Origin of the sequence: Psychrosphaera ytuae, from assembly GCF_017638545.1 — a bacterium.
GTDB classification, from domain to species: Bacteria; Pseudomonadota; Gammaproteobacteria; order Enterobacterales; family Alteromonadaceae; genus Psychrosphaera; species Psychrosphaera ytuae.
This window is the reverse complement of sequence record NZ_CP072110.1, coordinates 861293-876509: the sequence shown is the minus strand read 5'-3', so window position 1 is coordinate 876509 and position 15217 is coordinate 861293. Positions and strand designations below refer to the sequence as shown.

13 protein-coding genes are annotated in these 15217 nt (G+C 39.9%); all 13 read left to right on the top strand.

Features of this window, described 5'->3' with window-relative positions; genetic code table 11:
• Nucleotide 1: 1 nt before the first annotated feature.
• The 13 genes from J1N51_RS14770 to J1N51_RS03870 all read left to right on the top strand — a co-directional run bounded on the left by J1N51_RS14770 (nucleotide 2) and on the right by J1N51_RS03870 (nucleotide 15106).
• Nucleotides 2–628, top strand: coding sequence for a CatB-related O-acetyltransferase (locus J1N51_RS14770; RefSeq protein WP_208832681.1), 627 nt, complete (start codon nucleotides 2–4; stop codon nucleotides 626–628).
• The gene (locus J1N51_RS03925) at nucleotides 607–1674 is read left to right on the top strand and encodes a glycosyltransferase family 4 protein (RefSeq protein ID WP_208832680.1); all 1068 of its coding nucleotides are present in this window, start codon (nucleotides 607–609) and stop codon (nucleotides 1672–1674) included. The genes J1N51_RS14770 and J1N51_RS03925 overlap by 22 nt, the downstream gene beginning before the upstream one ends.
• Before the next feature lies 1 nt (nucleotide 1675).
• Entirely contained in the window at nucleotides 1676–2806 is a 1131-nt protein-coding gene (locus J1N51_RS03920; protein WP_208832679.1) for an N-acetyl sugar amidotransferase, read from the top strand.
• Nucleotides 2803–3417 (top strand): imidazole glycerol phosphate synthase subunit HisH, encoded by a 615-nt coding sequence (hisH, locus tag J1N51_RS03915; protein ID WP_208832678.1) that lies wholly within the window; start codon nucleotides 2803–2805, stop codon nucleotides 3415–3417. The genes J1N51_RS03920 and hisH overlap by 4 nt, the downstream gene beginning before the upstream one ends.
• Nucleotides 3410–4186 carry an AglZ/HisF2 family acetamidino modification protein gene (locus tag J1N51_RS03910; protein ID WP_208832677.1) on the top strand — a complete coding sequence of 259 codons (777 nt, stop codon included), beginning with the start codon at nucleotides 3410–3412 and terminating at the stop codon, nucleotides 4184–4186. The genes hisH and J1N51_RS03910 overlap by 8 nt, the downstream gene beginning before the upstream one ends.
• The gene (locus J1N51_RS03905; protein ID WP_208832676.1) at nucleotides 4186–6297 is read left to right on the top strand and encodes a bi-domain-containing oxidoreductase; all 2112 of its coding nucleotides are present in this window, start codon (nucleotides 4186–4188) and stop codon (nucleotides 6295–6297) included. The genes J1N51_RS03910 and J1N51_RS03905 overlap by 1 nt, the downstream gene beginning before the upstream one ends.
• Before the next feature lie 38 nt (nucleotides 6298–6335).
• Nucleotides 6336–7967: a heparinase II/III family protein gene (locus J1N51_RS03900; protein ID WP_208832675.1), complete on the top strand. Its 1632-nt coding sequence runs from the start codon at nucleotides 6336–6338 to the stop codon at nucleotides 7965–7967.
• 2 nt (nucleotides 7968–7969) lie between these two features.
• Nucleotides 7970–9190, top strand: a complete 1221-nt coding sequence (locus J1N51_RS03895; protein ID WP_208832674.1) for a glycosyltransferase family 4 protein — start codon at nucleotides 7970–7972, stop codon at nucleotides 9188–9190.
• 94 nt (nucleotides 9191–9284) lie between these two features.
• Entirely contained in the window at nucleotides 9285–10370 is a 1086-nt protein-coding gene (wecA, locus tag J1N51_RS03890) for a UDP-N-acetylglucosamine--undecaprenyl-phosphate N-acetylglucosaminephosphotransferase (RefSeq protein WP_208832673.1), read from the top strand.
• A gap of 188 nt (nucleotides 10371–10558) precedes the next feature.
• Complete coding sequence (gene cysD / locus J1N51_RS03885; RefSeq protein WP_208832672.1) at nucleotides 10559–11467, top strand: sulfate adenylyltransferase subunit CysD; 909 nt, start codon at nucleotides 10559–10561, stop codon at nucleotides 11465–11467.
• On the top strand, nucleotides 11467–12879 hold the full coding sequence (cysN, locus tag J1N51_RS03880) for a sulfate adenylyltransferase subunit CysN (RefSeq protein ID WP_208832671.1): 1413 nt from the start codon (nucleotides 11467–11469) through the stop codon (nucleotides 12877–12879). Before cysD ends, cysN begins: the two co-directional genes overlap by 1 nt.
• 64 nt (nucleotides 12880–12943) lie before the next feature.
• Nucleotides 12944–14707, top strand: a complete 1764-nt coding sequence (locus tag J1N51_RS03875; protein WP_232842854.1) for an SLC13 family permease — start codon at nucleotides 12944–12946, stop codon at nucleotides 14705–14707.
• 261 nt (nucleotides 14708–14968) lie between these two features.
• Entirely contained in the window at nucleotides 14969–15106 is a 138-nt protein-coding gene (locus J1N51_RS03870) for a hypothetical protein (protein WP_208832670.1), read from the top strand.
• Nucleotides 15107–15217 lie beyond the last annotated feature (111 nt).

Genomic DNA, 15217 nt, shown 5'->3' with positions numbered 1-15217 from the left:
AATGTTGAGTTACATTTTGAATAGAGTTTTTAGAAAATTAGTACCGGTCGCATTAAAAAATAGCGCTGTTTGTAGTACATCAAAGATTGAGGCAGGTACGAGTTTTCTTAACTCAACAATGGAGAAGCACTCATTTTGTGGTTATGACTGCGACATCAATAATACTGAAATTGGTGCATTTTGTTCAATTGCAAACAATGTGATAATAGGCGGTGGTGAACACCCTACAGAGTGGATTTCGTCTTCTCCAGCTTTTTATAGAGGTCGAGACAGTATAAAATTTAAGGCTGTGGAAATTGAAAGGCCTGAAACTAAGAAAACTATAATAAAGAATGACGTCTGGATTGGCCGCAATGTGCTTATAAAGCAAGGGGTTACTATCGGTAATGGTGCGGTTGTAGGAATGGGAAGTATCGTTACAAAAGACGTACCTGATTACGCTATTGTAGTAGGGAGTCCTGCCAAAGTTATCAAATACAGGTTCAACCAACAATTAATTGAAGACATCCTGGAGTCCAAGTGGTGGGAGTTGGCGGATGAGGAGCTTCAAAAAGTATCTAAAAATGCAGATAAACCACAACTTTTTCTAAAGGAAATAGAGGCATTATGTCTAAACCGAAAGTATTAATACTTTATAACTTTATTTTACATTATAGAGTACCTTTTTTTAATGAGTTAACTAAGCATTACGATGTCACCGTTTTACACTCTGGTGATTACCAAAAAACTAAAGAAGATAACTTTAGAGTTTTGAGTAGGGAAGTTAAAAAGTTAGGCCCTTTTTTCATTCAGAGTGGGGTTATTAAAGAGTGCAAGAGTGACTATGATATCGTGATAAGCCTCTTTGATATAAGGTGGCTATCAACTTTGATTTATCTTAGCTTTTTTAAAAGAAAGAATGTCAAGCACATTTTATGGGGAGCGTGGCTAACGAAAAGCAAGATAGCAAACTTTCTTCGATTAAAGTACATGCAAAAGGCGACTGCTAATGTCTTTTATACTTATTCAGCATTAGATGACTTTAAAAAACTTGGTTTAGATGGGAAATCTTACGTCGCAAATAATACATTTGATGTCAAGCCAGGCTTGAAATCTTATGAAAATACTGAAAAAGACTTAATTTTAAACGTTGGAAGTCTAAACAAAAGAAAGCAAAACGACATATTAATAAAGGCTTTTTTCGAAATAATAGATGAGATACCTGATAATATCAATTTAACCTTTATAGGTACAGGTGGTGATGAGGCCAGCTTAAGAGCGCTTACACGAGAATTGGGCATTGAGCAACGTGTAGAATTTATAGCTCCTATAACTAGCGCTGATGTACTTAAATCTTACTATCGTCGCGCTATTGTGTCCGCTTCATTTGGGCAGGCAGGTCTTTCTGTGTTGCAAAGTATGGGTTTCGGTGTGCCTTTTTTAACGAGTAAAGGCGCAATAAGTGGTGGTGAAATTACGAATATAAAAAATGAAGAAAATGGCATATTAGTAGATGATTTGGAAGATTTAAAAAGGTCATTGAAGGTTTTGTGCAATGACATGTCTTATAGTAAAAAACTCGGTAAAGCGGCGTACCAGTATTATTTTAAATATTGTACTATCTCAAATATGGTTGCTGGCTTTTTAGATTCAATCAACTCAACGAATACAAGTATTATAGATAAAAGGAAATAAGATGTTGCACCAAGTTTGTTCACGTTGTGTGATGGACACTACAGATAGCAAAATAGTTTTTGATAGCAATGGGGTATGTGACCACTGTCTTACGTTCGATAAGGATATACTGCCAAAGTGGAATCCCGAAGGGTTGGAGGACGACGCTCTAGAAAAGCTAGCTGAAAAAATTAAAAAAGAAGGTCAGGGACAGGACTTTGACTGCATAATAGGTATGAGTGGTGGTATCGACAGCTCATATTTACTTTACTTAGCAAAAGAAAAACTAGGGCTAAGACCTTTGGTTTTTCACGTGGACGCAGGTTGGAATTCGCAAGAAGCTGTAAATAATATAGAGCGACTTGTTGATGGTTTAGGTCTCGATCTATACACAGAGGTTATAGATTGGGAAGAAATGAAAGATTTGCAGCTTTCGTTTTTTAAGTCAGGGGTTTCACATATTGATACACCTCAAGACCATGCATTTTTTGCAACGATGTACAAATTTGCCTCAAAACACAAAGTGAAGAATATTCTTACTGGCGGAAATTATTCTACAGAGTGCATTAGAAACCCATTAGAGTGGATGTATTTTCAGTCGGATTCAAGGCAACTAAAAGATATACAAGAAAAGTTTGGCACTAGAAAGTTAAAAAAGTTTCCAGTGACGAATATCCTTTGGCACAAGGTGTATTTACCTTACTTTAAAGGTATAAAGCTTACCAGACCTTTAGACTTCCTAAAATATAATAAAGAGGAAGCTACGAGGCTTTTAGAGAGTAAGTTCGGCTATCAACGTTACCCTCAGAAGCATTTTGAATCTAGGTTTACGAGGTTCTATGAAGGTTATTGGCTGCCAGAAAAATTTGGTTACGATACAAGAAAGGTACAGTTTTCCAGTTTGATTTTGACTGGCCAAATGACAAGAGAAGAGGCGTTAGAACAATTAAAGTCTCCAGCTATGTCTCCCGAGCAAGTTCGACAGGAGTTTGAATATATATCTAATAAATTGGGGATTACTACGAGTGAATTGAAAAGCTATTTTGACGCCCCGAATAAATCCTATAAAGACTATAAGTCTCAGCAAGGTCTCTACGATATAGGTGCGAGAGCACTCAGAGCTATTGGATTAGAAAAAGGTGGTAAACGTTGATTGCTATAGTAGATTACGGATTAGGTAATGTAAAAGCATTCGCTAATATTTATAAGAGGCTAAACATTCCTTATTTTTTTGCTAAAAACAGTAAAGATTTACAAATGGCTACCCATATTATTCTCCCAGGAGTGGGGGCGTTTGATTTTGCAATGAAAAAGTTAAACCAGTCAGGTATGAGAGCTACATTGGATGACTTAGTCCAAGTGAAAAAAATACCAGTCCTTGGTATCTGTGTAGGAATGCAGATTATGGCAAAGAGTAGTGAAGAGGGTAAAGCTGAGGGCCTCGGGTGGATTAACAGCCGAGTAGTGAAGTTTAAAAGCGAAGTGGAAAATTTTCCCTTACCTCATATGGGTTGGAACAATTTAGAAATTAAAAAAAACTTACCTTTGTTCAAAGGACTAGATACAGAAAAGCGGTTTTACTTCCTACATTCATATCATTTCGAAGCCAGTTGTGAAGGTACTATAGCGATTTCAAATTATTCAAGTCCAATCGGCTGCGTGATAAATGTGGATAATGTCTTCGGGATTCAGTGCCACCCTGAGAAAAGTCACCATAATGGTGTAGCGCTATTGAAAAACTTTTATGAGGTGTGTCGTGCTTAGGTCTCGTGTTATCCCAATTCTGCTGGTCAGAGAAAAAGGCTTAGTTAAAACCACAAAGTTTAAAGATGATAAGTATGTAGGAGATCCTTTAAATGCTGTTAGAATTTTTAATGAAAAAGAAGCTGATGAGTTAACAATTTTAGATTTAGACGCAACAGTGAAGGGGAATGAGCCAGATTATGGAGTGATAGAAAGCTGGGCTGCTGAGTGCAGAATGCCGCTGTGCTATGGTGGTGGTATAAAAACATTGGAACAGGCTCTAAAAATATTATCATTGGGTGTTGAAAAGATTGCGCTCAGTTCAGTTGTGTTAGAGAACCCTGAGTTAATTGCTGAAATTTCTGAACAAGTAGGTAGCCAAAGCGTAGTAGTTGTTATTGACGTGAAGAAAAGGCTTTTGGGTGGGTATAAAATTTACACTCACAACGCCACAAAGTCACATAGGCATGACTTATTTGAGTTAATAAGGAAGGTTGAGTCCCTAGGTGCAGGAGAGATCGTGATAAATAATATCGATGATGACGGTACAATGCAGGGCTACAATTATGAGCTGATGGCAGAGCTGAAGAAAGTTACCAAAGTTCCATTGACTTATGCTGGTGGTTGCAATGGACATAAAGATTTAAAAAAGGCTATAAAAGAGTTCTCTCCTATTGGTGTTGCGGCTGGAAGCCTTTTTGTATTTAAAGGAAAATATAGAGCTGTTTTAATTAATTACCCAAATCAATTTGAAAAAAATAGCTTATTTGAAATGGAAAAGATTTACTGATGTATCAAGTATTACAAAATCTCGCCAATGGCGAAACGACACTAGTTGATGTTCCTTGCCCTAAAGGAAAGGCTGGAAATGTATTAATTGCAACTAAGCAAACACTTGTATCTGTCGGTACAGAGCGTATGTTAGTGGACTTTGGAAAAGCAGGCTGGATAGAAAAGGCTAGGTCTCAACCAGATAAAGTTAAAATGGTTTTAGGGAAAGTCAAGACAGACGGCGTAGCAGCTACTTACGATGCGGTGAAGTCGAAGTTGGATCAACCATTGCCTCTGGGCTATTGCAACGTAGGAACTGTTATTGACGGCAGTGACTCGGGCTTTGAGAAAGGAACAAGGGTCGTATCAAACGGGAATCATGCAGAAGTTGTGAGGGTGCCCAAAAATTTAGTTGCCGCGATCCCTGAAAACGTAGATGATGAATCAGCTGCATTTACTGTTATTGGCGCTATTGCGATGCAGGGGATTCGCTTAATCAAACCAACTTTAGGCGAGACGGTCGTAGTAACCGGACTTGGTTTGATTGGCTTACTCGCAGTACAAATATTGAGGGCTAACGGCTGTAGGGTCTTAGGAATAGACTTTGACAGTTCAAAATGTGAATTGGCCAAGCAATTTGGTGCTGAAGTTGTTGATTTATCTAAAGGTGAAGACGCAATCTTAGCTGCGGAAGCGTTTTCTCGCGGCAGGGGGGTTGATGCTGTTTTAATCACTGCCAGTTCTAAAAGTAATGAAATTATGCATCAAGCAGCGACAATGTGCCGCAAGCGTGGTCGTATAGTATTGGTAGGTGTTGTTGGTCTGGAGTTAAGTAGAGCTGATTTTTATGAAAAAGAAATTTCATTTCAAGTATCTTGTTCGTATGGGCCTGGACGATACGACGAAGAGTACGAAGAAAACGGTAAAGATTATCCAATTGCCTTTGTTCGATGGACAGAACAACGTAATTTTGAAGCTATATTAGATCTTATGTCTAGTGGTGCAGTTGATGTAAAACCCTTAATAAGTCATCGCTTTAATATCGAAGAAGTTAAATTAGCATACGAAAAGCTTAACGATAGAGCATCATTAGGTATTCTTCTTGGATATACTAATTCTGATAATTTATCTTTGCAAAATGCAACGGTAGATTTAGAAAAAGATAGTATAAGGAGCGCTGATACAGGTAACGTTGCATTTATTGGTGGTGGTAACTACGCCTCTAGAGTTTTAATCCCAGCATTTAAAAAAGCAGGCGCATCACTCTCAACTATAGTCACGAGTGGTGGTATCAGTGCGGTCCATCACGGGAAAAAGAATGGATTCAACTGCGCATCAACCGATATTAAACAAGCGCTCAACGAGAACACTGATACGGTAGTCATTGCTACGCAGCATAACCTCCATGCTGAGCAAGCCTTAGTGGCGTTAGAAAACAACAAGCATGTATTTGTTGAGAAGCCACTGGCTTTAACTCACGAAGAAATAGATGCGCTAGAAAGTGCACAAAAAGCAGCGAATAAAATTGTTATGGTAGGGTACAACAGACGGTTTGCCCCTCATATTCAAAAAATGAAATCTTTACTTGATAAAAAGGCTTCTCCTAAGTCGTTTATCATGACGATGAATGCGGGTGATATACCCTCAGACCACTGGACTCAAGATCCTAAAGTTGGCGGTGGTCGAATAATAGGAGAAGCATGTCACTATATAGATCTTATGCGATTTCTAGCTGGTTCAAAAATTACCTCATTTAGTGCTAAAAAAATGGGTGAAAACCCTTATGTTGAGATAACCGAAGACAAAGCTATTATAACTTTATCATTTGAAGACGGCTCCGTAGGCTCGATCCATTATTTTGCTAATGGTGGTAAGTCTTTTGCCAAGGAAAGAATAGAAGTATTTTGTGACAATGGTGTCCTGCAATTAGATAACTTTAGGAAGCTCAAAGGTTACGGTTGGAAAGGATTTAATAAAATGAATCTTTGGTCCCAAGATAAAGGTCAAGCTAACTGTTCAAAGTTATTTATGGATGCCGTAAAATGTGGTGGAGAACCTCCAATTCCAAATGATGAGATTTTTGAAGTCGCCAGGGCTTCAATTGACATAGCGGAACAACTAAGAAAATAAATGGACTTTTTAGGGGCGAAAGCCCCTTTTAATTTATTATGACTAAATTCTTCTTATTATTTAATACAGTTAAGTATTTAAAGCCAATTCAACTTTTTTACCGTTTATATAGAACACTGTTTAAGCCTAAGGTAACTGATAGCTGGCGACGAAAAGAGTTAAATCAAACAAGCCTTTGGATCCATCATACCTTCTACGATGAGACCCTTTTAGGTTTTGAAGAGGCGAATTTTTTAAATTGCAACAGGCCTCTGTCTTTTCCTGAATCGTGGAATGATGAGTCTCCCGGAAAGTTGTGGGTTTATAACCTACATTATTTTGAGGACTTCCTTTGCCATGCATCATCAAATAAGGAAAAATTTCATATTGATTTTTTCGATAAATGGATAGATGGAAACCCCCTGGGCAAAGGAAATGGCTGGGAACCGTACCCAATTTCTTTAAGAATAAGTAATGTATTAAAAGCTTGGCTCGGCGGTCTGAATCTGCAAGAGAGACATTTTCAAAGTATTTATATGCAAGCCAGCTTTTTATCAAATGATTTAGAAAAGCATCTTCTGGGTAACCATTATTTTGTTAACCTCAAAGCATTGTTATTCGCTGGTATCGTGTTTGATAAACAGACGTGGAGTGAAGTAGCTATAAATGGTTTACTAAAGGAGATTCCAGAACAAATAAATACAGACGGTGGCTATTTCGAGCTAACACCTATGTATCACTCGATGATTTTGGTAGATATGCTCGATATGTATAACCTTTTAAGGGCTTTCCCTGAGCGTTCCTCAAAAGAGTTTATAGATTTAATAGAGCTATACGTACCAAAAATGATTTGGTTTATGGAACAGATGCATCATTTAGATGGTGAGGTGTCCTTTTTTAATGACTCAGCAATTGGAATCGCACCTTCGAAGAATACAATTATGTCTTACGCAAAAAAACTGGGTTTTGAGCCATCGCTGGAACAAACAGATTCTTTATTATTGGAAGATTTTGCAGATAGTGGATATATGGTGGCCTCCAGTGAAAAACTCAAACTAATCTTCGATGCAGCAAGAGTGGGCCCGGATTATATCCCTGGTCATGCGCATGCCGATACGCTGTCATTTGAGTTGTCGATAGGAAAGGAAAGAGTGATAGTTAACTCCGGTACTTCTCAATACGGGATGAGTGAGCAAAGACTATTAGAGCGAAAAACTGTGTCTCATAACACCGTGGAAATAGATGGTAAAGACTCTTCACAAGTTTGGAGCGGCTTCAGAGTTGCAAAGAGAGCAAAAATAACAGAAAGGCGGTGTAGAGTTGATAGCGGCAATATTTTAATGGAGGCAGCTCATGATGGATACAAGACTCTTTTTGGTGGCGTGATTCACAAACGCTTTTTAGATTTGTCGTGTGACACATTGACTATCAAAGACTCTTTTAGTGGAGTGTATAACTCTGCTGTTTCACGGTTTTATTTTCACCCATCATTGAAAGTGTTCTTGGATGACGACATTTTGCATGTTGTCGGTGATGCTTTTAAAATGAAAAGTAATCTTTCCGGCCTTGATGTGTCGCTGAAATCTACAAAGTGGCATCCTGAGTTTGGCGTTTCAATACCGAACAGTTGCCTAAATATAAAAACCTCGGATTCTAATCTAGAACTTACTTTTGAATGGAAAACTAAGTAGTTATGCATATTCTTTTTTTAACGGACAACTTTCCTCCAGAGGGTAACGCCCCCGCAACAAGAACTTTTGAGCATGCCAGAGAATGGGTCAAGAACGGACATAAGGTGACTATAATAACAGGAGCCCCTAATTTTCCGGAAGGGAAGCTATTTGACGGTTATGAAAATAAGTGGTTTTCAAAAGAACTGTTGGCCGGAATTGAGGTGAGAAGAGTTAAAACATACATAACCGCAAATGAAGGCTTCGCTAAACGAATATTAGATTTCATGTCCTTTATGGTTACAAGTTTTTTTGCAGGATTATTTGTTAAAAAGCCAGATGTGATTGTTGGTACTTCTCCACAGTTTTTCACCGCTGTTAGTGCATGGGCACTATCGGCAATAAGAAGAAAACCTTTTGTGTTTGAACTGAGAGATATATGGCCAGCTTCCATTACAGCAGTTGGCGCGATGGGAAAAACACTCCCAATACGAGTGTTAGAAAAAATTGAAATGTTTCTCTATCGTCGTGCAGATAAAATAATTTCTGTAACGCATAGCTTTAAAAAAGAACTAATAGAACGAGGTATTGACGGAGCAAAAATAGATGTCGTTTTGAATGGCGTTGACTTGACAGCTTATTCGCCTTCTAAAATGAAAAGTCTAGAGTTTGCCGATGCCTACCAATTATCAGATAAGTTTGTTGTTGGTTATGTTGGAACGCATGGGATGGCACACTCACTTGATAAAGTAGTTGAAGCAGCGGAATTGATAGAAGACTTAGAGAATGTAGTTGTTCTTTTTGCAGGGGGGGGGGCGGCTAAATCTCAAGTAGAGAGCCTCGCAGTGGAAAAAGGACTAAAAAACGTCGTTTTAATACCGAGACAAGATAAAAAGAAAATGGCAAGTTTGTGGAGTCTGTGTGATATATCACTTATTAGCCTCAAAGATACCCCTTTATTTAAAACAGTCATCCCTTCAAAAATCTTTGAATCTATGGGGATGGGGTTGCCCATGATTATGTGTGCACCAGAAGGAGAGGCAAGTGACATTATCTTGAATGCTGATGCTGGTGTTTTGGTCAAACCGGAGTCGCCGGAGGAATTAGCAAAAACGATTCGAGAGTTGTACATAGATAGAATTCGACTTAAACGCTTAGCTGACAACAGTTATGATAGTGCAGCGCAGTTTGATAGAAAAAGATTAGCGTTGTTAATGGAATCGAAATTAAAGAGTTTGCTTTGATACTGATATCCAAAAAGTTGGAAAATAAGTCTCGAATAAATGATAATACGGCTGTTCGATTGGAAGGCTTCACACTATTAGTTAAGAGGATTTAATGGATTATCCATTTGTAGAATTTTTATTCGTGTTTTTTGTTGCGGCATCTTCCCTTTATATTTTTAGGAAGATTGGAAAAGCTATTGGTTTAGTGGATAAGCCAAATGCTAGAAAACACCATGATGGAGCGGTTCCTCTTATTGGCGGCGTTTCTATTTGTTTTACCGTGGTACATTATTTGTACTTCAACCCTGTGCTTAATGGCTACAATAATCTATTTATCGCAGCTATCGTGATATTAACGGTACTAGGCGCAGTTGATGATAGATTTGATGTTAGCTTTAAGTTTCGGATTTTGGTCCAAGCAATTATCTCGGTTGTGATGATTCATTACAGCGGAATTATGCTTGCCGATTTAGGTAACTTGTTTGGTCTAGGGAATATAGAACTAGGTTGGTTGGGGTGGCCGGTAACTGTATTGGCCGTTGTTGGTGCGATTAATGCGTTTAACATGGTTGATGGTATTGACGGTCTATTAGGTGGCTTGTCAATCGTAACCTTTGGTTCTGTAGCGGTACTTATGGGCTGGACAGGTCAAGAAGGCAAGTTGTACATCAGCTTGTTGTTTTTGGTGGCGATTATTCCATTTATCTTTTTGAACTTAGGCATTATTGGCCGTGAACGAAAAGTATTTATGGGTGATGCTGGCAGTATGATGATCGGATTTACGGTTGTATGGTTGTTATTAGGTGCTAGCCAAGAGCAATCTGCAAATACGATTCGCCCAGTTACTTGTTTGTGGTTAATTGCAATTCCGTTGTTTGATATGGCGTCTATTGTGATTCGTCGTGTACGTCGTGGGCACTCACCATTTTACCCCGATCGCGATCATATACACCACATTTTACAACGCTTTGAATTTAGTGATATGAGAAGCTTGGTGTTGATTTGTAGTATCGCAATTTTATTAGCGGGTTTTGGTGTAATTGGTGAGGTTTATAAGGTACCTGAATCAGTGATGTTTATATCATTTTTGGTCACTTTTGTGGTTTATCACCTAACTCTTAAGCAGCTTTGTGTAGCGCGTCCTCATGACTTGCCAAGTGAAGCTGGGAGCCTAAAATCATCTGATCAGCAAGCTTAAATTAAAGCTATCTGAACTATTAAAAACTAAACCCCAGACCAAAATCTGGGGTTTAGTTTTTTTTTGCCTAATTTATTCATTTCTATTCATTTAAAAAACTGTTTTAACTTTGAGGTATTTGGTACTTTGTTTTAAAACTTATTCCCAAATTCTTGATTAATTACCTTAATGTTTAAACGGAACCCAAGATGACGAATCATCAGTTGACGCACTTAAAGGCGTTGGAAGCGGAGTCTATCCATATTATTCGTGAAGTCGCTGCGGAGTTTGATAACCCAGTGATGCTTTATTCCATAGGTAAAGATTCGGCCGTTATGTTGCACCTGGCACGTAAGGCGTTTTATCCAGCCAAAATTCCTTTTCCTCTCTTACATGTCGACACGACTTGGAAATTCAAAGAAATGATCGAGTTTCGCGATCGTCTTGCCAAAGAGTATGACTTTGACCTGATTGTGCATAAAAACCAAGAAGGTATCGATATGGGGGTAGGACCTTTTAGTCATGGTAGCTCTAAGCATACCGATATCATGAAAACCCAAGCGCTTAAACAAGCGCTAGATGCAGGTGGTTATGATGCGGCATTTGGTGGGGCACGTCGTGATGAAGAAAAGTCTCGTGCTAAAGAGCGGGTTTATTCGTTTCGCGATAAAAACCACGCCTGGGATCCTAAGAAACAACGCCCGGAACTTTGGAATATCTACAATAGCAAAGTCGATAAAGGTGAGAGTATTCGAGTGTTTCCTTTGTCTAACTGGACTGAGCTGGATATTTGGCAATACATTTATTTAGAAAACATCGAAATTGTTCCCCTTTATTTGGCCAAAGAGCGCCCGGTTGTTGAGCGTGATGGTACTTTGATAATGGTGGACGACGAACGTATGCCACTTAATGAAGGTGAAACACCTGAGATGAAGATGGTGCGTTTTAGAACATTGGGTTGTTATCCACTGACCGGTGCGGTTGAAAGCGAAGCGGCGACATTACCGGATATAATTCAAGAAATGTTGTTAACTAAAACATCTGAGCGTCAAGGTCGGATGATTGACCATGACCAAGCTGGCTCGATGGAGAAGAAAAAAATGGAAGGGTACTTCTAATGGCGCATCAATCGGATTTAATTCAAGACGATATTTTAGAGTACTTAAAACAGCACGAAAACAAAGAGTTGTTGCGTTTTATCACCTGTGGCTCTGTAGATGATGGCAAAAGCACCTTGATTGGGCGTTTGTTACACGATTCTAAAATGATTTTTGAAGACCAACTGGCAGCGATAAAAAACGACTCCAAACGCTTTAACACGACAGACGAAGAACTAGACCTCGCTTTATTAGTCGATGGTCTACAATCTGAACGTGAGCAGGGCATAACCATAGACGTTGCATACCGTTATTTTTCGACGGATAAGCGTAAGTTCATTATTGCGGACACGCCTGGGCACGAGCAATACACTCGCAATATGGCAACTGGTGCATCGACCGCTGACTTAGCTATCATTCTTATTGACGCTCGTTATGGGGTACAAACTCAAACTCGTCGACACAGTTTTATTACCTCGTTAATTGGCTTACAAAATGTCATTGTTGCGGTAAACAAAATGGATCTGATGGGCTTTTCTGAACAGGTCTTTGAAGATATCAAAGCTGATTATTTAACATTAGCTGAAAAGCTAGATCTGCCAAATATTCAGTTTGTGCCAATATCGGCGCTAAAGGGTGATAATGTCGTAAACCGCTCAGAGCAATCACCTTGGTATCACGGCATGACATTAATGGAAATGCTAGAGAACACTCCAATAGCGCGCTCGTATAACTACGAAACCTTTAGAATGCCGGTGCAGTACGTCAATCGTCCTAATTTGGACTTTAGAGGCTTTGCTGGAACTATCGCTGCTGGAACGGTTCGGGTCGGTGACGAGCTGACTGTGTTGCCATCGGGTAAGTCGTCGAAAGTGAAAGACATTGTCACTTTTGATGGTAACTTAGAACAAGCAACCGTTCCGCAGGCTGTTACGATTACCTTAGAGGATGAAATTGATATTAGTCGTGGCGACGTATTAGTTCATACCAATAAGCTGGCGCAAGTGGCCGATCAATTGGAGGTTGATTTGGTATGGATGGGTGAGAGTCCTCTAGTGCCGAATAAACAATACGATTTTAAATTTGCTACCAAAAGTACCACAGGCTCGGTGTCTAACATAGACTATAAAATTGATGTAAACACGATGGAGCAGACCGAAGCGCTTCGTTTAGAATTAAATGAAATTGGTCGTTGTCAGCTATCATTAAACCACCAAATTGCGTTTGATAATTACAAAGATATCAAAGGTACTGGAGCCTTTATCGTAATTGACCGCCTTACTAATGTTACTGTAGGTGCCGGGATGATCCGTCGGGCGGGTAAAGAACTCAATAAGCAAGCCCAATTTAGTGAGTTTGAACTTGAGTTTAATGCATTGGTAAGAAAACACTTCCCTCATTGGGATGCGAAGGATATTTCATTGTTTAAATAATGGACTATTGAAAAAGTTCGTTGATTGAATGATGATTAACTCAAACAACAAATAGGTCAAAACAATGGAAGGGATGCTCGCAAACGTGTTCTCTACAGATGGGCAAAGCGCTCAAGTGTGGGTATTACTGATTTTTGTTTTGACCTTAATTGGCTTGTTTAAGTTTCAGCACGTACCTGAGCGGATTTTTGGTGCAGCTTGTTTGGCCTGTTTGGGATTGGACTTTGTAACAACAAAACAGTTACTCGCTAATACAGTTAACCCAGGGCTTGTAACACTGATGTTGTTAGTTGTTTGTGCGTTCGCCCTTGAACAAACCAGCTATTTGAGACGCCTGTCTCAGTTTTTATTAAACAAAGCGTCGCCTTTTACGTACATAAAGACTCTTTTCACCACGCTTATCGCCTCGGCTTTTTTGAATAACACCGCGGTCGTTGCAACCCTGATTAATCCAATAAAAACCAACAAAGTCATTGCGCCAAATAAGCTGTTATTGCCCTTGTCTTATGCTGCAATTCTCGGCGGTACATTAACACTCATTGGCACATCGACTAACCTGATTGTGAACTCACTACTAATTGAAAAAGGCGAGCCAGGGTTTGGCTTTTTTGATTTCTTTTTGATTGGTATTTGTACCTCTGTTGTGTGTTTGGCTTTAGTGATTATTCGAGCTGGTTCACTAAAAGGTGAAATAACCAAAGACAAAGAGCATGCAGGGTATTTTTTAGAAGCCAAAGTAAGCCCTGAATCAGAACTGATAGGCCAAACCGTAGAACAAAACGGCCTTCGGAACCTAGAGCAGCTGTTTTTGGTAGAAGTCATCCGTAATGGCCGACTGATAACGCCTGTGTCTCCATCAGATATCATTTTAGCTAACGACAAACTCATCTTTTCTGGCGATGTAGAAAAAGTAACGGTATTACAACAGTTTGATGGCTTGACTACCTTTGCTGAGCAAGATGGCGAGCTGCGCGAAAACCTTACAGAAGTGGTAGTAAAGCCTGGTAGTGCGATTGTCGGAAGAACATTAAAGTCATCGGCATTCCGCTCTCGATTTGATGCCGCTGTCGTTGCGGTAAAGAGAGAAGGGGGACGCTTATCAGGAAAGCTTGGTAACATCGTTATCCAGTCGGGCGATTTTTTGGTGTTGGCCGTAGGCCCTGACTTTAGTAAGCGAACCAATATCAGCAAAAACTTCTTTATCTTAAGCGGTAAAAAAGTTGAAAATGCTTTGAGCGGCTGGCGTGAAAAACTCACTCTGTGGGGGTTTATTGGTGCCATCGCATTAGCCGTGCTGACCTCAATTAGTTTGCTTAAAGCATTTTTGTTTTACATGGCGTTGTTAGTCGCAACCCAATGTTTGGAAATCAACGAAATTAAACGGCGCTTTCCTCTCGAATTATGGGCGGTTGTAGTCGGCGCACTAACCCTAGCCACCTCATTTGATAATGTCGGTATCAGTGAAGTGATAGCCAATACCGTCGCAGTCAACGCCGCCGAGGCAGGCGTGTATTTTGGTTTCATCTTAGTCTTTGTAGTCACCCTTATCCTTACCGAGCTTATCACCAATAATGCGGCTGCAGCCTTAATGTTTCCGATTGCGTATTCGTTAGCAAAAGGCTTTGGTGTCGATATTTTGCCATTTGTATTGGCAGTGGCGTACGGAGCGAGTGGTAGTTTTATGAGTCCGTATGGTTACCAAACAAACTTGATGGTGTTTAATGCGGGGAATTACTCGTTTAAGGATGTTATTAAGTTTGGTTGGCCTGTGTCTCTCACATACAGTGTGATGGTTCTGACACTTATTCCAATGGTGTTTCCTTTCTAATTCAGTTGCGAGGTCCTCTTATCTCCTATTCAGAGAATGGGCTAAGCATGAGTGGCCCGTGTGCAGTTGCGAGCTCCTAACTTGGGTAGTCTAACCCTTGACCGCTTCAAGCACATCCATGTGACGCTTACGGCCAAACATCCTGTTTGGACTATCAAGTGTTAGACTACCCAACTCAGCATCTGCAATTCACTCCTTGCGTTAATCGTCTCTGAAATGAGCACTCATCAAATCGGCGACGCTGAATGTTAGGGATGAGTATTGGGTGAGCGTTTACGAGGCGTTGCCGCACAGGGATGTGCGGCTGGGAGCATTACAGGGACGTACTTGCGCGGCCGAGATAAAGGCCACCCAATGGTCAGCCCATTCTCAGAGCTTAAGTTAAACTCCACGGGTTAAAGTACCCAGGTTAGGAGCTCGCAACTGCACAGGCAGTCCTCATACTTAGCCCATTATCTGAACTTACAGCGTGTTTCGCGCCGACGACGCTGAATGTTAGGGATGAGTATT